The sequence below is a fragment of the Shinella sp. 20P9.1.1 genome, from assembly GCF_057798995.1.
Window position 1 is genome coordinate 239,045 of sequence record NZ_JBYOLC010000003.1, and the last position, 12,923, is coordinate 251,967.

At 59.5% G+C, this 12,923-nt stretch carries 16 protein-coding genes and 1 pseudogene; 6 read left to right on the forward strand and 11 right to left on the reverse strand.

From position 1 onward, the window contains the following. Nucleotides 1-10 precede the first annotated feature (10 nt). Nucleotides 11-364 (forward strand): VOC family protein, encoded by a 354-nt coding sequence (locus AC27VQ_RS07050; RefSeq protein WP_488715742.1) that lies wholly within the window; start codon nt 11-13, stop codon nt 362-364. On the opposite strand, the gene AC27VQ_RS07055 is transcribed toward AC27VQ_RS07050, so the two are convergent. Then, nucleotides 365-1,894, reverse strand: coding sequence for a UxaA family hydrolase (locus AC27VQ_RS07055; RefSeq protein WP_488715743.1), 1,530 nt, complete (start codon nt 1,892-1,894; stop codon nt 365-367). Nucleotides 1,895-2,058: 164 nt separating this feature from the next. Between AC27VQ_RS07055 and AC27VQ_RS07060 the strand changes: the two genes are divergently transcribed. Together AC27VQ_RS07060 and AC27VQ_RS07065 are read left to right on the forward strand one after the other, a co-directional pair. Further along, nucleotides 2,059-2,805 carry a FadR/GntR family transcriptional regulator gene (locus tag AC27VQ_RS07060; protein ID WP_488715744.1) on the forward strand — a complete coding sequence of 249 codons (747 nt, stop codon included), beginning with the start codon at nt 2,059-2,061 and terminating at the stop codon, nt 2,803-2,805. Nucleotides 2,806-2,905: 100 nt separating this feature from the next. Beyond that, nucleotides 2,906-3,055: pseudogene (locus AC27VQ_RS07065) on the forward strand (galactonate dehydratase); the annotation flags it as partial. 56 nt (nt 3,056-3,111) lie between these two features. Here the strand turns inward: AC27VQ_RS07065 and AC27VQ_RS07070 are convergent. Further along, nucleotides 3,112-3,516: a GFA family protein gene (locus AC27VQ_RS07070; protein WP_488715745.1), complete on the reverse strand. Its 405-nt coding sequence runs from the start codon at nt 3,514-3,516 to the stop codon at nt 3,112-3,114. Between the two features lie 254 nt (nt 3,517-3,770). Here AC27VQ_RS07070 and AC27VQ_RS07075 point away from each other — a divergent pair, with 254 nt between their 5' ends. Then, nucleotides 3,771-3,908 carry a lipoprotein gene (locus AC27VQ_RS07075; protein WP_313521860.1) on the forward strand — a complete coding sequence of 46 codons (138 nt, stop codon included), beginning with the start codon at nt 3,771-3,773 and terminating at the stop codon, nt 3,906-3,908. A 29-nt stretch (nt 3,909-3,937) separates the two neighbouring features. On the opposite strand, the gene AC27VQ_RS07080 is transcribed toward AC27VQ_RS07075, so the two are convergent. Further along, nucleotides 3,938-5,065 carry a sensor histidine kinase gene (locus tag AC27VQ_RS07080; RefSeq protein ID WP_488715746.1) on the reverse strand — a complete coding sequence of 376 codons (1,128 nt, stop codon included), beginning with the start codon at nt 5,063-5,065 and terminating at the stop codon, nt 3,938-3,940. 54 nt (nt 5,066-5,119) lie between these two features. After that, on the reverse strand, nt 5,120-6,604 hold the full coding sequence (locus tag AC27VQ_RS07085) for a nucleobase:cation symporter-2 family protein (RefSeq protein ID WP_313521864.1): 1,485 nt from the start codon (nt 6,602-6,604) through the stop codon (nt 5,120-5,122). Nucleotides 6,605-6,970: 366 nt separating this feature from the next. On the opposite strand from AC27VQ_RS07085, the gene AC27VQ_RS07090 reads away from it, so the two are divergent. After that, nucleotides 6,971-7,150, forward strand: coding sequence for a hypothetical protein (locus AC27VQ_RS07090; RefSeq protein ID WP_313521866.1), 180 nt, complete (start codon nt 6,971-6,973; stop codon nt 7,148-7,150). Nucleotides 7,151-7,180: 30 nt separating this feature from the next. Here the strand turns inward: AC27VQ_RS07090 and AC27VQ_RS07095 are convergent, their stop codons facing one another. The 4 genes from AC27VQ_RS07095 to AC27VQ_RS07110 all read right to left on the reverse strand — a co-directional run bounded on the left by AC27VQ_RS07095 (nt 7,181) and on the right by AC27VQ_RS07110 (nt 10,130). Next, entirely contained in the window at nt 7,181-7,438 is a 258-nt protein-coding gene (locus AC27VQ_RS07095; RefSeq protein ID WP_313521868.1) for a hypothetical protein, read from the reverse strand. A 131-nt stretch (nt 7,439-7,569) separates the two neighbouring features. Continuing rightward, nucleotides 7,570-7,818 carry a DUF982 domain-containing protein gene (locus AC27VQ_RS07100; protein ID WP_421593878.1) on the reverse strand — a complete coding sequence of 83 codons (249 nt, stop codon included), beginning with the start codon at nt 7,816-7,818 and terminating at the stop codon, nt 7,570-7,572. 1,184 nt (nt 7,819-9,002) lie between these two features. Beyond that, nucleotides 9,003-9,299, reverse strand: a complete 297-nt coding sequence (locus AC27VQ_RS07105; protein WP_313521869.1) for a hypothetical protein — start codon at nt 9,297-9,299, stop codon at nt 9,003-9,005. A gap of 37 nt (nt 9,300-9,336) precedes the next feature. Then, nucleotides 9,337-10,130 (reverse strand): IS5 family transposase gene (locus AC27VQ_RS07110; protein ID WP_488715747.1). Its coding sequence is split into 2 segments (ribosomal slippage): nt 9,337-9,800 and nt 9,800-10,130, totalling 795 coding nucleotides; the frame shifts between segments, so codons are not numbered across the junction. 638 nt (nt 10,131-10,768) lie between these two features. On the opposite strand from AC27VQ_RS07110, the gene AC27VQ_RS07115 reads away from it, so the two are divergent. Continuing rightward, nucleotides 10,769-10,867 carry a helix-turn-helix domain-containing protein gene (locus tag AC27VQ_RS07115; RefSeq protein WP_488715866.1) on the forward strand — a complete coding sequence of 33 codons (99 nt, stop codon included), beginning with the start codon at nt 10,769-10,771 and terminating at the stop codon, nt 10,865-10,867. 47 nt (nt 10,868-10,914) lie between these two features. On the opposite strand, the gene AC27VQ_RS07120 is transcribed toward AC27VQ_RS07115, so the two are convergent. The 3 genes from AC27VQ_RS07120 to AC27VQ_RS07130 all read right to left on the reverse strand — a co-directional run bounded on the left by AC27VQ_RS07120 (nt 10,915) and on the right by AC27VQ_RS07130 (nt 12,827). Then, a complete protein-coding gene (locus AC27VQ_RS07120; protein WP_488715748.1) occupies nt 10,915-11,226 on the reverse strand; it encodes a type II toxin-antitoxin system RelE/ParE family toxin in 312 nt (103 codons plus the stop codon). After that, nucleotides 11,223-11,513, reverse strand: a complete 291-nt coding sequence (locus AC27VQ_RS07125) for a ribbon-helix-helix domain-containing protein (RefSeq protein ID WP_313521873.1) — start codon at nt 11,511-11,513, stop codon at nt 11,223-11,225. The genes AC27VQ_RS07120 and AC27VQ_RS07125 overlap by 4 nt, the downstream gene beginning before the upstream one ends. Nucleotides 11,514-11,603: 90 nt before the next feature. Continuing rightward, a complete protein-coding gene (locus AC27VQ_RS07130; protein WP_488715749.1) occupies nt 11,604-12,827 on the reverse strand; it encodes a calcium-binding protein in 1,224 nt (407 codons plus the stop codon). Nucleotides 12,828-12,923: the final 96 nt, after the last annotated feature.

Consider the following 12,923-nt stretch of genomic DNA (forward strand, 5'->3'; position numbering starts at 1 on the left):
GATTTTATCCATGAAGGTCAAACGCATCGTCGCCAATATCGAGACTGCCGATCCGGGCGCGGTCGCGCGGTTCTATGCGGATGTGCTCGGGCTGGACCGGCTGATGGACCACGGCTGGATCGCCACCTATGGCAATGACGATACCATGCCGCTGCAGGTGAGTTTTGCCTCGGAAGGCGGGTCCGGCACGCCGGTGCCGGGCCTTTCCGTCGAGGTCGACGATGTCGAAGCGGCCTATCGGGCCGTGCTTGCCGGCAACTACGCCGTGGAATACGGGCCGGCGGACGAACCCTGGGGTGTCCGGCGCTTTTTCGTGCGCGATCCCGCCGGCACACTGGTCAACATCGTCATGCACACGCGCTGATCAGGTGATCGCGCCGACCTGCCAGGGCACGAATTCGTTGTCGCCGTAGTCGAAGGCCTCGCTTGCCGTCTTGCGGCCGGAGGCGGTGTCGATGACGAAGTCGAAGATGCGGCGGCCGGCCTGTTCGATGGTCTCGGTGCCGTCGACGATCGTGCCGCAATTGATGTCCATGTCTTCCTTGATGTGTTCGTACATCGGCGTGTTGGTGGCGATCTTGATGCAGGGTGCCGGCTTGTAGCCCGAGACCGAGCCGCGGCCGGTGGTAAAGGCGACGAGATTGCAGCCGCCGGCGATCTGGCCCGTCACCGCCGCCGGATCATAGCCTGGCGTGTCCATGAAGACGAAGCCGGGCTCCATTACCTCCTCGGCATATTCATAGACGGCGTTGAGCGGCATGGAGCCGCCTTTGGCCACGGCGCCGAGCGATTTTTCCAGGATGGTCGTCAGGCCGCCGGCCTTGTTGCCGAAGGAGGGGTTGTTGTTGAGCTCGGCGTCGTTCTTTGCCGTGTACTCCCGCCACCATTCGATGCGGGCGAGCAGCTTTTCGGCGACCTCCGGCCGGGCGGCGCGGCGGGTGAGGAGATGTTCCGCGCCATAGATTTCCGGTGTTTCGGACAGCACGGTGGTGGCACCCTCCTGCACGAGCAGGTCGGACGCGATGCCGAGCGCCGGGTTGGCGGAAATGCCGGAATAGCCGTCCGAGCCGCCGCATTCCAGCGCCAGCTTGATGCCGGAGAGCGGCTGCGGCGTGCGGCGGATGCGGCCGACATCCGGCAGCATGTCGTTGATCATGGCGCAGGCGGCCTCGATCGTCTTGCGCGTGCCGCCCTGTTCCTGGATCATCATCTTGCGGAAGGTTTTTCCCTCTTCCAGTCCGGCCTCCTCGATCAGCGGGCCGTATTGGAAGGTCTCGCAGCCCAGCCCGATCATCAGGATGCCGCCGAAATTCGGGTTGCGGGCGTAGCCTTTGAAGGTGCGCGTCAGAATGCGCCCGCCCTCGGATTTGAGGTTCAGCGCGCAACCGCCGCCATAGGTCAGCGCCACCACGCCGTCGATATTGTCGTGACCGGTCTCGCGGAACCTGCGGGCATAGTGCTCCGCCACATAGCGCGAGACCGTGGCGGAACAGTTCACCGTCGAGAGGATGCCGATATAGTTGCGCGTGCCGATGCGGCCATTGCCGCGGTCGTAACCATCGAAGGTGTGCCGTTCGGCCTGCGGCACCATGACCGGCGGTGCATTGTCGACGCAGAATTCGTGTTTGAGCGCCACGTCGAGGATGGCGAGGTTCTGCAGGTGCACATGTTCGCCGGGGCGGATCGCCTTCGTCGCATAGCCGATGATCTGGCCGTATTTCAGCACCGGCGCGTTTTCGGCAATCGCAGCGATTGCGACCTTGTGGCCGCGCGGGATGCGTTCGATGGCCGTCACGCCGTTCACCAGCACCCGGCCGGCATCGACATTGGCCGGAACCACGCCGACATTGTCTTTCGGGTTGAGCACGAGCACGGCGGGAAGGTCGGCGAGCATGGCGGGTCCTCCTGAGGAATTAGCGCATTATGCACTTTGCCGGCAAAAGTCAAACGTAGGGATTTTCATTGTGGGGAAACAAAGGGCCTTGGTTTCCGCCATCAATTTGTCATATCATTATTTGGTAATTGTACGATGATTTGAGCTGCGGATCGGGAGGTTGCGTGCCGGAGAAAGCAAGGAGACAGGCCCAGCGGCCTTTGTCGCGCCGTCCGCGCGTGCGCCACAATGTGACGGCGGCCATCGGCACGGAAATCTGCGGCGGGCGTTTTCCGCCGGGAACGGTTCTGCCGCGCGAAAGCGACCTTTGCGAGACCTACGGCGTCAGCCGCACCGTCATCCGCGAATCCCTGAAGGTTCTGGAAACCAAGGGGCTGGTTCGCGGCCGTCCCCGTGTCGGGACGCTCGTCTGCGACCGGTCTGACTGGAACGTGCTCGACGCGCAGATCCTCGAATGGATGGGGCCGGATGTGCTCTCGGCCGAACTCCTCAGTTCCATTCTGGAAGCACGCCGCACGGTCGAGCCGGCCGCCGCCTTCTTCGCCGCCTCGCGCGCCACCGCCCAGGAAATCGCCGATCTCGAACGGGCCTGCGACGAAATGGGCGAGGCGGAAGGCGATCTCGAAACCTTCACCGCGGCGGACGCCCGTTTCCACGAGACCCTGCTCAGGGCGAGCCACAACAAGGTCTTTCACCAGCTCTCCTCCATCATCCACGCTGCCCTTTCCTATGCGCTGCACGCCTCAAACCGGGCATCGGCAAAGCGTGACGAGGCATTGGATGTGCACCGCGAACTGGTGGATGCGTTGCGGCTTCGCGATGGTGCCCGGGCAGAGACCTGTTCGCGCCACATTCTCGATCTCGCCGCGCGCGACCTGTCGGCGCTGATGGGTAAGGCGGACGAAACCTGACGAATTTTGCGGAAGACGAGGCCCGCGATGCAAGCAAACTGACGAAGGATACGCGGCTTCAAGGCGATCAAGCTCAACGGCTGCGAGGAGCCTCGGCATCCACTATGCCGACGGTTTCGTCTCGATCCCGCAGGGACCGGGCCTCGGCATCGAGGTGGACGAGCAATATGTCATTGAGCGCGCCAAGGAAGGCCATCGCTGGCGCAACCCCGTCTGGCGTCATGAAGACGGCAGCGTCGCCGAGTGGTGATCTGACCAGATCGCGAGTGCCAAGCCGGGACAACATCCCGGCTTCCGCTTTCCGCGTCAGCCGCTCGGCAGGCCCTGGACATGCTCCATCGTCTCGTCGAGCGTGACCCAGCCGTGTTTGGATTGCTCGAAGACCGAGAGCCTGGGCGGCGCAAAGGCCGGGTCGGCGAAGGCACCGACCGCCACGCCGATCCAGGCCGGCGCGGCTTCGGCTTTCCAGAACACGGTCGAGCCGCAGGTCGGGCAGAAATGCATGTGGACTGCGCGTCCGCTTTCGCCAGCGCGGATGAATTCCTTGCTCGGTCCTGAAACCTCCACGCAATCGATTGCGTAGAAGGCATTAGCGCTGAAAGGCGCACCGGTTCGTCGCTGGCATGCCAGACAATGGCAGAGTGCCGTCAATTGCGGCGGTTCGCTGAATGACAGTCTGAGCGCCCCACAGGCGCATTGGGCATCGGCCATGAAAAATCCTCCCGCTGACACGGTTTGCAGTCGTTGGATTGGGGGCTGAAAGCGCGGGGCCTTTGGCGCAGGCGGTGCGAAGGGCTAATGCCTGGACGATTTCAGGCGTGCCAAATCTCCAGATAGGGCGGGAGAGGCCGAAGTCCAGTCGTGGGGCGGTGCTTGAGATATGCCCCAACTTTTCATCTGCCAGTGCGGTGGACGGAATCACTTGCGGCCCCTATCTCTTACGGGCACTATCCAAGGAGAGATTCATGCGTCCCACTTCCGGTTTCATCATTGCCGCACTCGCCGTCCTGGCGCTTGCCGGCTGCAGCACGACGGCCGCCGACAACACGACCTATGCCCGCCCGGCCGTGTCGAGCGGTGCGGTTTCCATCCCGCTGAACTGATAGCGCGGCTCCGGAAGACCTGAACGCTCCTAGGCTTTGCGGAGCGGCAGGCTGATGGCGGCCCGGTAGCGGCTGCCATTCACCGGGCCTGACGAAAGCCGCCACCTTTTGCCAAAACGGGCTTGTAGCCGATCGGTGATATTCCTGAGGCCGATGCCCATGCCTGCCGGTTTGCGGCCTGCCTGTTCCGGTGGCAGATCGTTTTCGACGCTCAGCACCAGACGGTCTGTCACCTGCCGCGCGTCCAGCACGATGGTGACGCGTCTGCTTGAGGGGCCAACGCCGTGTTTGACCGCGTTTTCAATCAATGGCTGAAGAATGAGGTTCGGCACCAGCGCGGTTTCAAGCTCCAACGGAAGGCGGATCTCGAAAGCCATGCGTTCGCCGAAGCGTTCGCGTTCGATTTCGAGATAGTCGCGCTGTAGGGCTACCTCCTGCACGAGCGGCACGTCATGCAGCGGGTTGAGCGACAGGGTCGTTTGCAGAAAGCGCGACAGGGACAGCACCATGCGGTCCGCCCGTCCTGCCGATCCCTCCTCGATGAGGCCGGCGATGGAATTCAGTGTGTTGAAGAGAAAATGCGGATTGAGTTCGTAGCGCAGCGCCCGCATTTCCGCGTCCAGCTTGCGGCATTGCGCATTGAGCAATGAGAGCGCGGCCACGTAGAAGCCGAAAACGATGACGTTCCAGATCATGCTGAAACGAAACTGCAAGAGGGCTTTTTCCCACGTATTGGCGATCGCAAAGCCGGGAACGCTCAGGCCGCCCGGCAGGATGTGGGGACCGGCCAGCATGATGATGGCGATATCGAGCACGGCCTGGCTCATGCCGGCAAGAAAGACGGCGAGGATGCCGAAACCGATGGCCAACCCTTTGGGTTGGTTTTGAAGGTGCTGAAGTATCCTTGCCAGAACGATGGCGAGCAGAATGCTGCTCAACCAACCGGGGGCGATGAGCGGCAGGCCGCCCGGCAGCATAAGGATGTCGTTGATCGACAGCGCCGTCCACAGGGTAACGGCCAAAACAAGCGCCTCGCGCCCATTCAATATGCCTGCCATGAAAACTCCCGAAGCCACTGTTTTACGAACGGCCAAACGCCGTGTTTTGCTATGCCTTGGAAGCGAGGAGAGGGAAATGGCCGGGCAACCATTGTGCACGAAAAACCCGGCCTGCGGATCGCAAGCCGGGTTTCGATTGAGCGAGTGTCGCGGTTAGTGCGAGTCGGCCATGCGGGCCGCTTCGACTGCGGAGGACTGGTTGAACCCGACGCCGTTGAAGAAGGCATTGAGGATAACCGCGACGATCGAGGCGAGCACGATGCCCGATTCGATGATCGGATGGATCGCATGCGGCATCCACATCAGGTAGTTCGGCGCCAGCAGCGGAATGAGACCGAAGCCCACGGAGACCGCAACCACGAAGAGGTTGTTGCGCGAGGACTTGAAGTCGACATTGGCGAGGATGCGCACACCCGTTGCCGCGACCATGCCGAACATCACCAGGCCCGCACCGCCGAGCACGAAGGTCGGGACGGCCTCGACGAGGGCGCCCATCTTCGGGATGAGGCCGAGGATGATCATGATCACGCCGGCCGCCACGCAGACATAGCGGCTCTTCACGCCGGTGACGCCGACGAGACCGACATTCTGCGAGAAGCTCGTATAGGGGAAGGTGTTGAACAGGCCGCCGATCATCGTGCCGATGCCATCGACGCGCAGGCCCGAGGTCAGCTGCTGCTGGCCGATCGGCCTGTCGGTGATTTCGCCGAGCGCCAGGAACATGCCGGTCGATTCGATCATCACGACGATCATGACGAGCGCCATGGTGGCGATCAGCACGGGCTCGAAGATCGGCATGCCGAAGCGCAGCGGCGTGACGACGGCAAACCAGCCGGCATCGCCGACGCGGTCGAAATGCATCAGGCCAAAAATTGTGGCCGCGACGCAGCCGATAACGACGCCGGCAAGCACCGCGATATTGCTGATCAGGCCCTTGCCGAAACGGGCGATGAGCAGGATCGAGATCAGCACGAGGGCCGAAAGCGCGATATGGCTCGGCTCGGCATAAACAGGGTTGGAAATGCTCGGCGCGATGGCAAGACCATCGGGAATGGCTGGGCCGCCTGTCTTGGCGAGTTCCTTCATCTGCGTCAGCCAGGCGGCATGGGCCGGGTCGATCAGCTTCGGTGCCGTCGGGCCGAAGGGATTGCCGAAGGTCCAGTTGATGCCGACGCGCATCAGCGACACGCCGATGACGAGGATGATCGTGCCCGTCACGACAGGCGGGAAGAACCGCAGCAGGCGTCCCATGAGGGGCGCAAGCAGCAAGGCGATGAAGCCGGCCCCTATGATGGCGCCGAAGATCATGCGGGCACCATCCGGGCCGGGATTGAGCGTCGCCATGGAAACCATGGGGCCGACGGATGCGAAGGTGACGCCCATCATGACCGGCAGGCGGATGCCGACATGGCGGCCGACGCCGAGCGACTGGATGATGGTGACGAGACCGCAGACGAAAAGGTCGGCGGAAATCAGGAATGCCACGTCCTGCGGACTGAGCTGCAGGGCCCGGCCGACGATCAGCGGCACGGCGACCGCGCCGCCATACATGACGAGGACATGCTGGATGCCCAGCGTCGCGAGCCTGCCGACGGGCAGTTTCTCGTCCACCGGGTGTATACTGGATGCGTCGTTCATGGATACTCCTCCTATCACGTCGACCCTACCTGTCCCGTCCTCCAACGGGGTGTCCTATCCTTTTCGCGCTGCGGTCGTGCGCTGCAAGCATAGCCAGGCGATAAACACTTTACGTATTCCCGGGGTAATCGTGCGACGGGGAGTTTTCGCAGTCGGCCGGCGCCGACCGGAATTTCAATGCCTTTTCATGGAATTGGCATTTGATTTTCGAGGCGGCAAGCGGCTTGTCCCTGCCGGCATTTGAGCGCAAAACACTTGATGCCGTCAACTGTTTCCCACACGGCATATGTGTATTTCCGCCCGGCGTTCGGCTGCGCTGCAACGGAGCTGAGGAAGCGCCGGAAGGCAGGATAAGAACCGAAGAATGTGCGGGAAACCGAGGCGCTTGCTCTGGCGCAGAAGGCAATAGAGGCTGGTGCCGTCGGACGTCACGAGGACGCCGTCCTGCACTGGAGGGCAGCGTCAGCCGTTGCCGATGTGCATCTGCCCGGCGCCGATATCGACCACAGCACGTCGAGCCGACCGTTCACGCCGTCGACGTTGTAAGTCGCGATCTTTATCGGACCGCAAATCATATCAGAACGGTGTGAAGGAAAAGCCTGTTCGCGGGCGCACTCCAACCGGATCATGTGCCGGCTCCGGATCTGCCTGATAAGCAGCCGCCTGACGATCGGCAACGCGTTGGATCGCCTCGAAAACCGCCTCAGGCGGCCAGCCAGCGATGATCACGCGATCGGCAAGCTCCTGCACGGCCGCATCGACTGCGTGCTCACATTCTACTACGACATCTGGATCAGTCGTCGGTCGTTGGGGCGGTGAAATTCGGACGTTCATTGGTGGCCTCCTGTCGATCGGCGCCGACCCCTGCAATAAAGCAGAGGACTAGTGCTGTCGGACCAACTCTCAGAACGCGCGGTTCGTTCCGGCCTTCGCAAGAGTAGCATTCGAAAGACTGGGTGGATACTCTAGCGAACCACCTCGACATTGGCCTCTCGGGCAGCTGCGAGGAATGCCAGGCGAGCCCTGGACGGAGAGCATTTTCCTTCGATCGCCTTCGCGCAAAATGCGAGCGCCCGCTGAAAAGCGCGTCCATACGTCACCGGCCATTTCTCGGCCAGCACAAACATGGCGTTGCGCGGATCCCTGATCTCTATTGCGCGGGGCGTCCCCGGTAGGAGAATTGCGAGGGCATGGTCCCAAATCACAGAAAGCATTTCAAAATTCCCATCTAACTGGGGCGAGAAATGCCGATCAGGTGAAGGTGGTTCCGTGACAGATCAACGAAATTTGTGAGGCAAGTATGCGAGGGCGTCGCGGCGGGATTAATCACCCGTCTTCGGCGGCGCGTCCTCTCCGGAGACGGGTGTGATGTCAGGGGCTTCTTGGGGACGACATGGGTCCCGGCCTCGAATCTCGAAATATGTATCCCATAAAATCCAAGGGGTTTTTTGATGCGGCCACCGGAACATCGCGTCACCATTTCCGTTTCCAATAATATTCAAAAGTATGGGAGGTCGAGATGTTTCAAGCGTCTCTCGGTGGCGGCTTCGGCGCGCAGGAATACGGGCTGCGCGCTTCCATCAAAGCCGCGGTAGCTTACGATGAGCTTTGCTCACAGTTCACGATCGAAATCACATTTCAGCCCCAGGCTATCGTCATCAATGGGCGAGTACCTCCGTCGGTAGCTAGCCGAGTGAGGGCCATAATCGTAGAGGTGGCGGGCGCGGTTGCAGTCTGGGATCGGACCTTCTGGCTGGACTAGAGCCAAGCGCTTTTATAGGCAGTCCGCAGGGGCTGGGTCCACGGACGCCGCTCAGGCTGCGATAATATCGGGCTTCTTCAGAAAAATGTTGTCAAAACGAAACCAAGCGCAGTGAACGCACGGTGTGTTCAAACCTTTTAGCAAAGGGCTTGTCATCTGCTTCATGATTTCGAGCTAGACGCCCAAAACAGCTTAATGAGCGCAGGACAGCGCCGATGATAGCCCCCAGTAGGAAAAGCGCGGCACAACCCACGGCGCATGCCTCTCATGTGGTGCATATTTTGCAGGCTTGGGGCTTCCAGCCCCTAGTGTAGCCGCGGCCCATGGCGATCGCCGCGATACGCAAAAGATCTTCCACCGCGTCGCGTCCCGCAAGCACCGTTCGGATGGACTCGAGTGCATCGAGTCATGGAGCGCAAGCACTTCGAAGGCTTCGTCTTTCGGACTCTCTTGGTGTAGGGACTGCAGGATCATTGTAGGCACAGCTCCAACTGCTTTTTGCTCTTGAGGACGTAGAGGGGGCGGGTAGCCACCTGCATCTTCTGAAGTCGCTCGGCGAGCTGAGCTGCTACTTTTTCGCGCCATACGCGGGATTCTAGGTCCTGTTGACAAAGTGCCGTTAGTTGCGCGTAAGGGCTATTTTTCTGCGTCGCTCAATAGGGCATTGATGCTGACTTCGTGGAGCCTTTGACGCGCTGCCACGGAGGTCAGCCGGACATCAGGATTTTCCTCCACCGCTCTTCCATACCAATACTTTGCGGCATGTAGGTCGCCAATCTTCTCATAACACTCTCCGAGGCGCTCCCCGAGATATCCGGCATCCAACGACTGGTCGCCGTCTGCCATGAAAAGATAAATCTTGATCGCGTCCGCTGCGTTCCCACTTGCGATCAGGTCTTTTGCTCGGCGCTCTAAATGATTGAAGTTGTGCACGACTTTTCTCCTGTTTCGCAGCGTGTATGCGCTTCAATTAAGACGCACAACTCATGAACCGGAGCAAGTGTGGCAACCATACTTTCGCGGCGGCCAAGACAAGAAAGGCAGCGAAGGATTTGCGGGTTTTATCGTAGCGGGTGGCGATGCGCCGAAACTGCTTTAGCCGGTTGAACATCCGCTCGATGCGGTTTCGGTCTCTATAGGCTCTGAAGTTACAGGCGGGCGGGGCTTTACGGTTGACCTTCGGAGGGATGACGGGCCTGATCCCGTGGATCAGCAACTCTTCACGGAGAGCGTCGCTATCATAGCCCTTGTCCGCGAGAAACAGTCTCGGCTTCCTAACCGGCATCGCCAGCAGACCGGTAACGGCATTATAGTCCGAAGCCTCACCACCTGTCAGTATCAAGCCAAGAGGGCGACCCTGACCGTCTGCACGGGCGTGGATTTTTGTCGTAAAGCCGCCGCGTGACCGACCAAAAGCCTCCTTATGAGTCCCCCTTTTGCGCCCGCAGCCTGCGAATGTCCCCGAACCGTGGTGCTGTCGATCATATGCTGCCAGTCGTCGGTCAGCCCCAGTTCGACAAGCGTCTCCAGGAGTGCATCCCATACCCCTTGTTCCGCCCAACGGCGGAAGCGAACATAGACGGAGTTCCACTTGCCATATCGCTCATGCATGTCGCGCCAAGGACACCCGACCCGCAGAACATGCAGCATTCCGTTGAGATACTGCCGATTGTCATGAGCGGGGCGAGACTTCCTCCCGCGCTCGGTAGGCAACAGTCCCTCTATAATCCGCCATTCCAAATCCGTCAGGTCGCCACGAGCCAAAACTGCCTCCTAAAAGGCAGTCTTGAACCACGCTTCAGCCAATTTGGGAATCCACTTTGTCAACAGAACCTAACACTGTCGCAAGGGCTCTTGCTAAAGTATCAGTCTGCATAGCTATCTCCATCTTTGTTCTTCTTATGCTCACGTTTTTATTGTGAGATATGCCGTGGTTCGTTTCGTGGAAGTGCAGCGAGCATAGGTCTTTTTAAGGGTTATTTTGGGATCTGTTATTTTGGATGTAGGGTAATTTCTAATGACACAAAAATATTTTAGAAAAATTTTTGATATTTTTGTGTATAAGATTATTTCTTCAGAAAAACGTAAATATTGAATTGGGAAGAGTTCTTGATAATAATAGTTACATCAAAATGATCTCGCTGTTAAAGCGCTGAAAAAATAGCAGTGGGTTGTTATGTCAAGGTACGCTTTGACGTGGCGTCACTCGCCGGGGAAGCCGCCCTGTAACATACAGGTTGACCGGCTCTATTTGTTACGAGGTAGCCTTGGGCCTAAACCTAAAGGTGACGAAATGGCCCGCATCGGTTACGCACGTGTAAGTTCCGCTGATCAAGACCTAGAAACCCCGCGGTGGCGTGGCGCGGATTGATCGGCAGGTCATTTTCGATGCGCAGGCAGCGGTGCTATGCCCTGCCGACATAGCCCGCCGGGTCGGTTGCTCCCGAATGCAGGTCTATCGGATACTGAACATGACAAAGCCTGTTAGCGGCCTCGCTTGAGAACGGCGCCCTAGGACCGCCGATACTATTGTAATGATTTAGGTCAATCAGGCTTCGCCAATGGATATGAAATCGGTATCCTTGCCGCCGTGATAAATGCGGAGGATCGTTACGGTCTCGTCTTTGACGTGAAAGGCGATGGTGGCTCTGCGGCGATAGCCTACGATCCGTAGGCCAAGCGCCACATCGTCACGTCTCAAGCCCCGCTCGGGAAATGTCGCGAATTCCGTGCAATAGTCGATCAGCTTATCCACATAGGCCCGAGCCACGCGCTCGCCGGCTTGCGGCACAAGGTAGGTCAGCAGTTGCGCCAGATCGCCTTCTGCCGCATCGCTGAACAAAACGACGTAAGATATCATGCGCGGGAGGACGTCCTGCCCGCCAAAGCATCAATACGGGCATGAAGCCGTCGCCGGGTTTCCTCCGGTGACGAGGTGCGCATATCGCCGGCGTCAATGGCCTCGACGGTTGGGGCGACCTCATCCAGCAGCCATTTCTCGATTGCGGCATCACGAGCGGCCAAGGTGCGCAGGCCATCACGGATCACTTCGCTCTCCGTCGCATATTCGCCGGAAGCGACTTTGGCTTTTACCATCTGCGCCATTTCCACGGGCAGGGTGATGCTGAGGGATTGGGTTGTGCGCATGATCGGTATCCTTTGCTACCACGTTTAATACCATAGAGCACGATTTAATCCTACAGATTTGCCGGATACCGATGTCGACTCATGCGCGGACTACAGGATGAAGTCGCTACCCCTCATGGCAAGGTTGAGATCGAGCACGATGGTGAAGTCCGCCACGCCGTCTCCATTGACGTCACCCGAGATGTAGGTGTCGCCTGACTTGATCTCGTAGTGCAGTTCGCCTGCAACTTTGTGGAACGCCTGTGTTCCGATGAATGTGAACGCCTGATCCCCGCTTGCCTTGGTACTGGCGTCAATCAGCTTCAAGTCGACCTTCTCAGCATCGGCACGCGCGAAGTCCTTGATGATATCGCGTCCGGTTAAGGCAACCGTCGAATCCTGCACCGATTTGAAGACGAATGTGTCCTTGGCGGCTCCGCCCGTCAGCGTGTCCTTGCCTAGCCCGCCATAGAGGGTGTCGATCCCATCTCCACCGTTCAGGATGTCGTTGCCGTCGTCGCCTTGAAGGATATCGTTCCCGTCATCACCGTTGAGCGTGTCGGCGCCCTTGCCGCCGTAGAGCTTGTCGTTGTCGGAGCCGCCGTTGAAGAAATCATTGTCGACCCCGCCACGAAGCGTATCGTTGCCTGCGCCTGCGAAAATGTTTCCCGTCAGCCGACCACCCGCGCCGTTATAGACGTCGTTCCCAGCCTTGAACATGATGTTGCCGGCAATCTTGCCGCCGACATTGTTGACTACGTCGTTTTGGTTGCCCAGCTCGACAACACCACGAAACGTGCCGCTGTTGGTAATCCGATATGCGACGCCGCTGGCGCCTGCTATGGCAAAGGAACCGCCCCAGATCAGGCCGCTATTGGTCACGGTGAGGGTGCCGGTTTCGTCACCGAAGTTGCACATGAGGGCATTGTTGCCGCCGATGATCTGCCCGGAATTCTCGATCGTTCCGCCATGGCTGGGGTCGGACAAGGCATAGATCATGCCGTTCACGCCACCGGTCACTTGGCCGGCATTCTTGAACTCGAACCTGTCACCGGACAAGGAGGCGCCATAGCTGTCGCCTGAGACCCGCGCCCCCTTCTCTATCTCGATCCACTTGTCGGCTTTGGTGGTGTTCGTCAGGCGAATAACCCCAACCTCGCCGCTCAGACGGGCTCCGGCAGAGACGAACACGCCAACGTTTTGGGACCAGCTGTCGATCAACGTCCAGCCCCGTCCGGTGAGATTTACGCCCGTCGCAATGAACAGATCGGTTCCCGCTGAAAGGCTTAAGGTATCAACGTCGGCGTTGTCGCGTGTGATGATTTGAAGTGCCATATGAAGCTCCAAAGACTGGTACTCGCCAGAGTCCCGAATGAATTACCCGCTTTGCTTTAGGCCGCGCTTGGATCAGTCGACGGGTGTAGGCTCACC

Excerpts from the sequence above, each read along its gene's own strand:
- AC27VQ_RS07050 (WP_488715742.1), top strand. The coding sequence starts at position 11 with ATGAAGGTCAAACGCATCGTCGCCAATATCGAGACTGCCGATCCGGGC.
- AC27VQ_RS07055 (WP_488715743.1), bottom strand. The coding sequence starts at position 1,894 with ATGCTCGCCGACCTTCCCGCCGTGCTCGTGCTCAACCCGAAAGACAAT.
- AC27VQ_RS07070 (WP_488715745.1), bottom strand. The coding sequence starts at position 3,516 with ATGGCCGATGCCCAATGCGCCTGTGGGGCGCTCAGACTGTCATTCAGC.
- AC27VQ_RS07075 (WP_313521860.1), top strand. The coding sequence starts at position 3,771 with ATGCGTCCCACTTCCGGTTTCATCATTGCCGCACTCGCCGTCCTGGCG.
- AC27VQ_RS07085 (WP_313521864.1), bottom strand. The coding sequence starts at position 6,604 with ATGAACGACGCATCCAGTATACACCCGGTGGACGAGAAACTGCCCGTC.
- AC27VQ_RS07095 (WP_313521868.1), bottom strand. The coding sequence starts at position 7,438 with ATGAACGTCCGAATTTCACCGCCCCAACGACCGACGACTGATCCAGAT.
- AC27VQ_RS07100 (WP_421593878.1), bottom strand. The coding sequence starts at position 7,818 with ATGCTTTCTGTGATTTGGGACCATGCCCTCGCAATTCTCCTACCGGGG.
- AC27VQ_RS07120 (WP_488715748.1), bottom strand. The coding sequence starts at position 11,226 with ATGATATCTTACGTCGTTTTGTTCAGCGATGCGGCAGAAGGCGATCTG.
- AC27VQ_RS07125 (WP_313521873.1), bottom strand. The coding sequence starts at position 11,513 with ATGCGCACAACCCAATCCCTCAGCATCACCCTGCCCGTGGAAATGGCG.
- AC27VQ_RS07130 (WP_488715749.1), bottom strand. The coding sequence starts at position 12,827 with ATGGCACTTCAAATCATCACACGCGACAACGCCGACGTTGATACCTTA.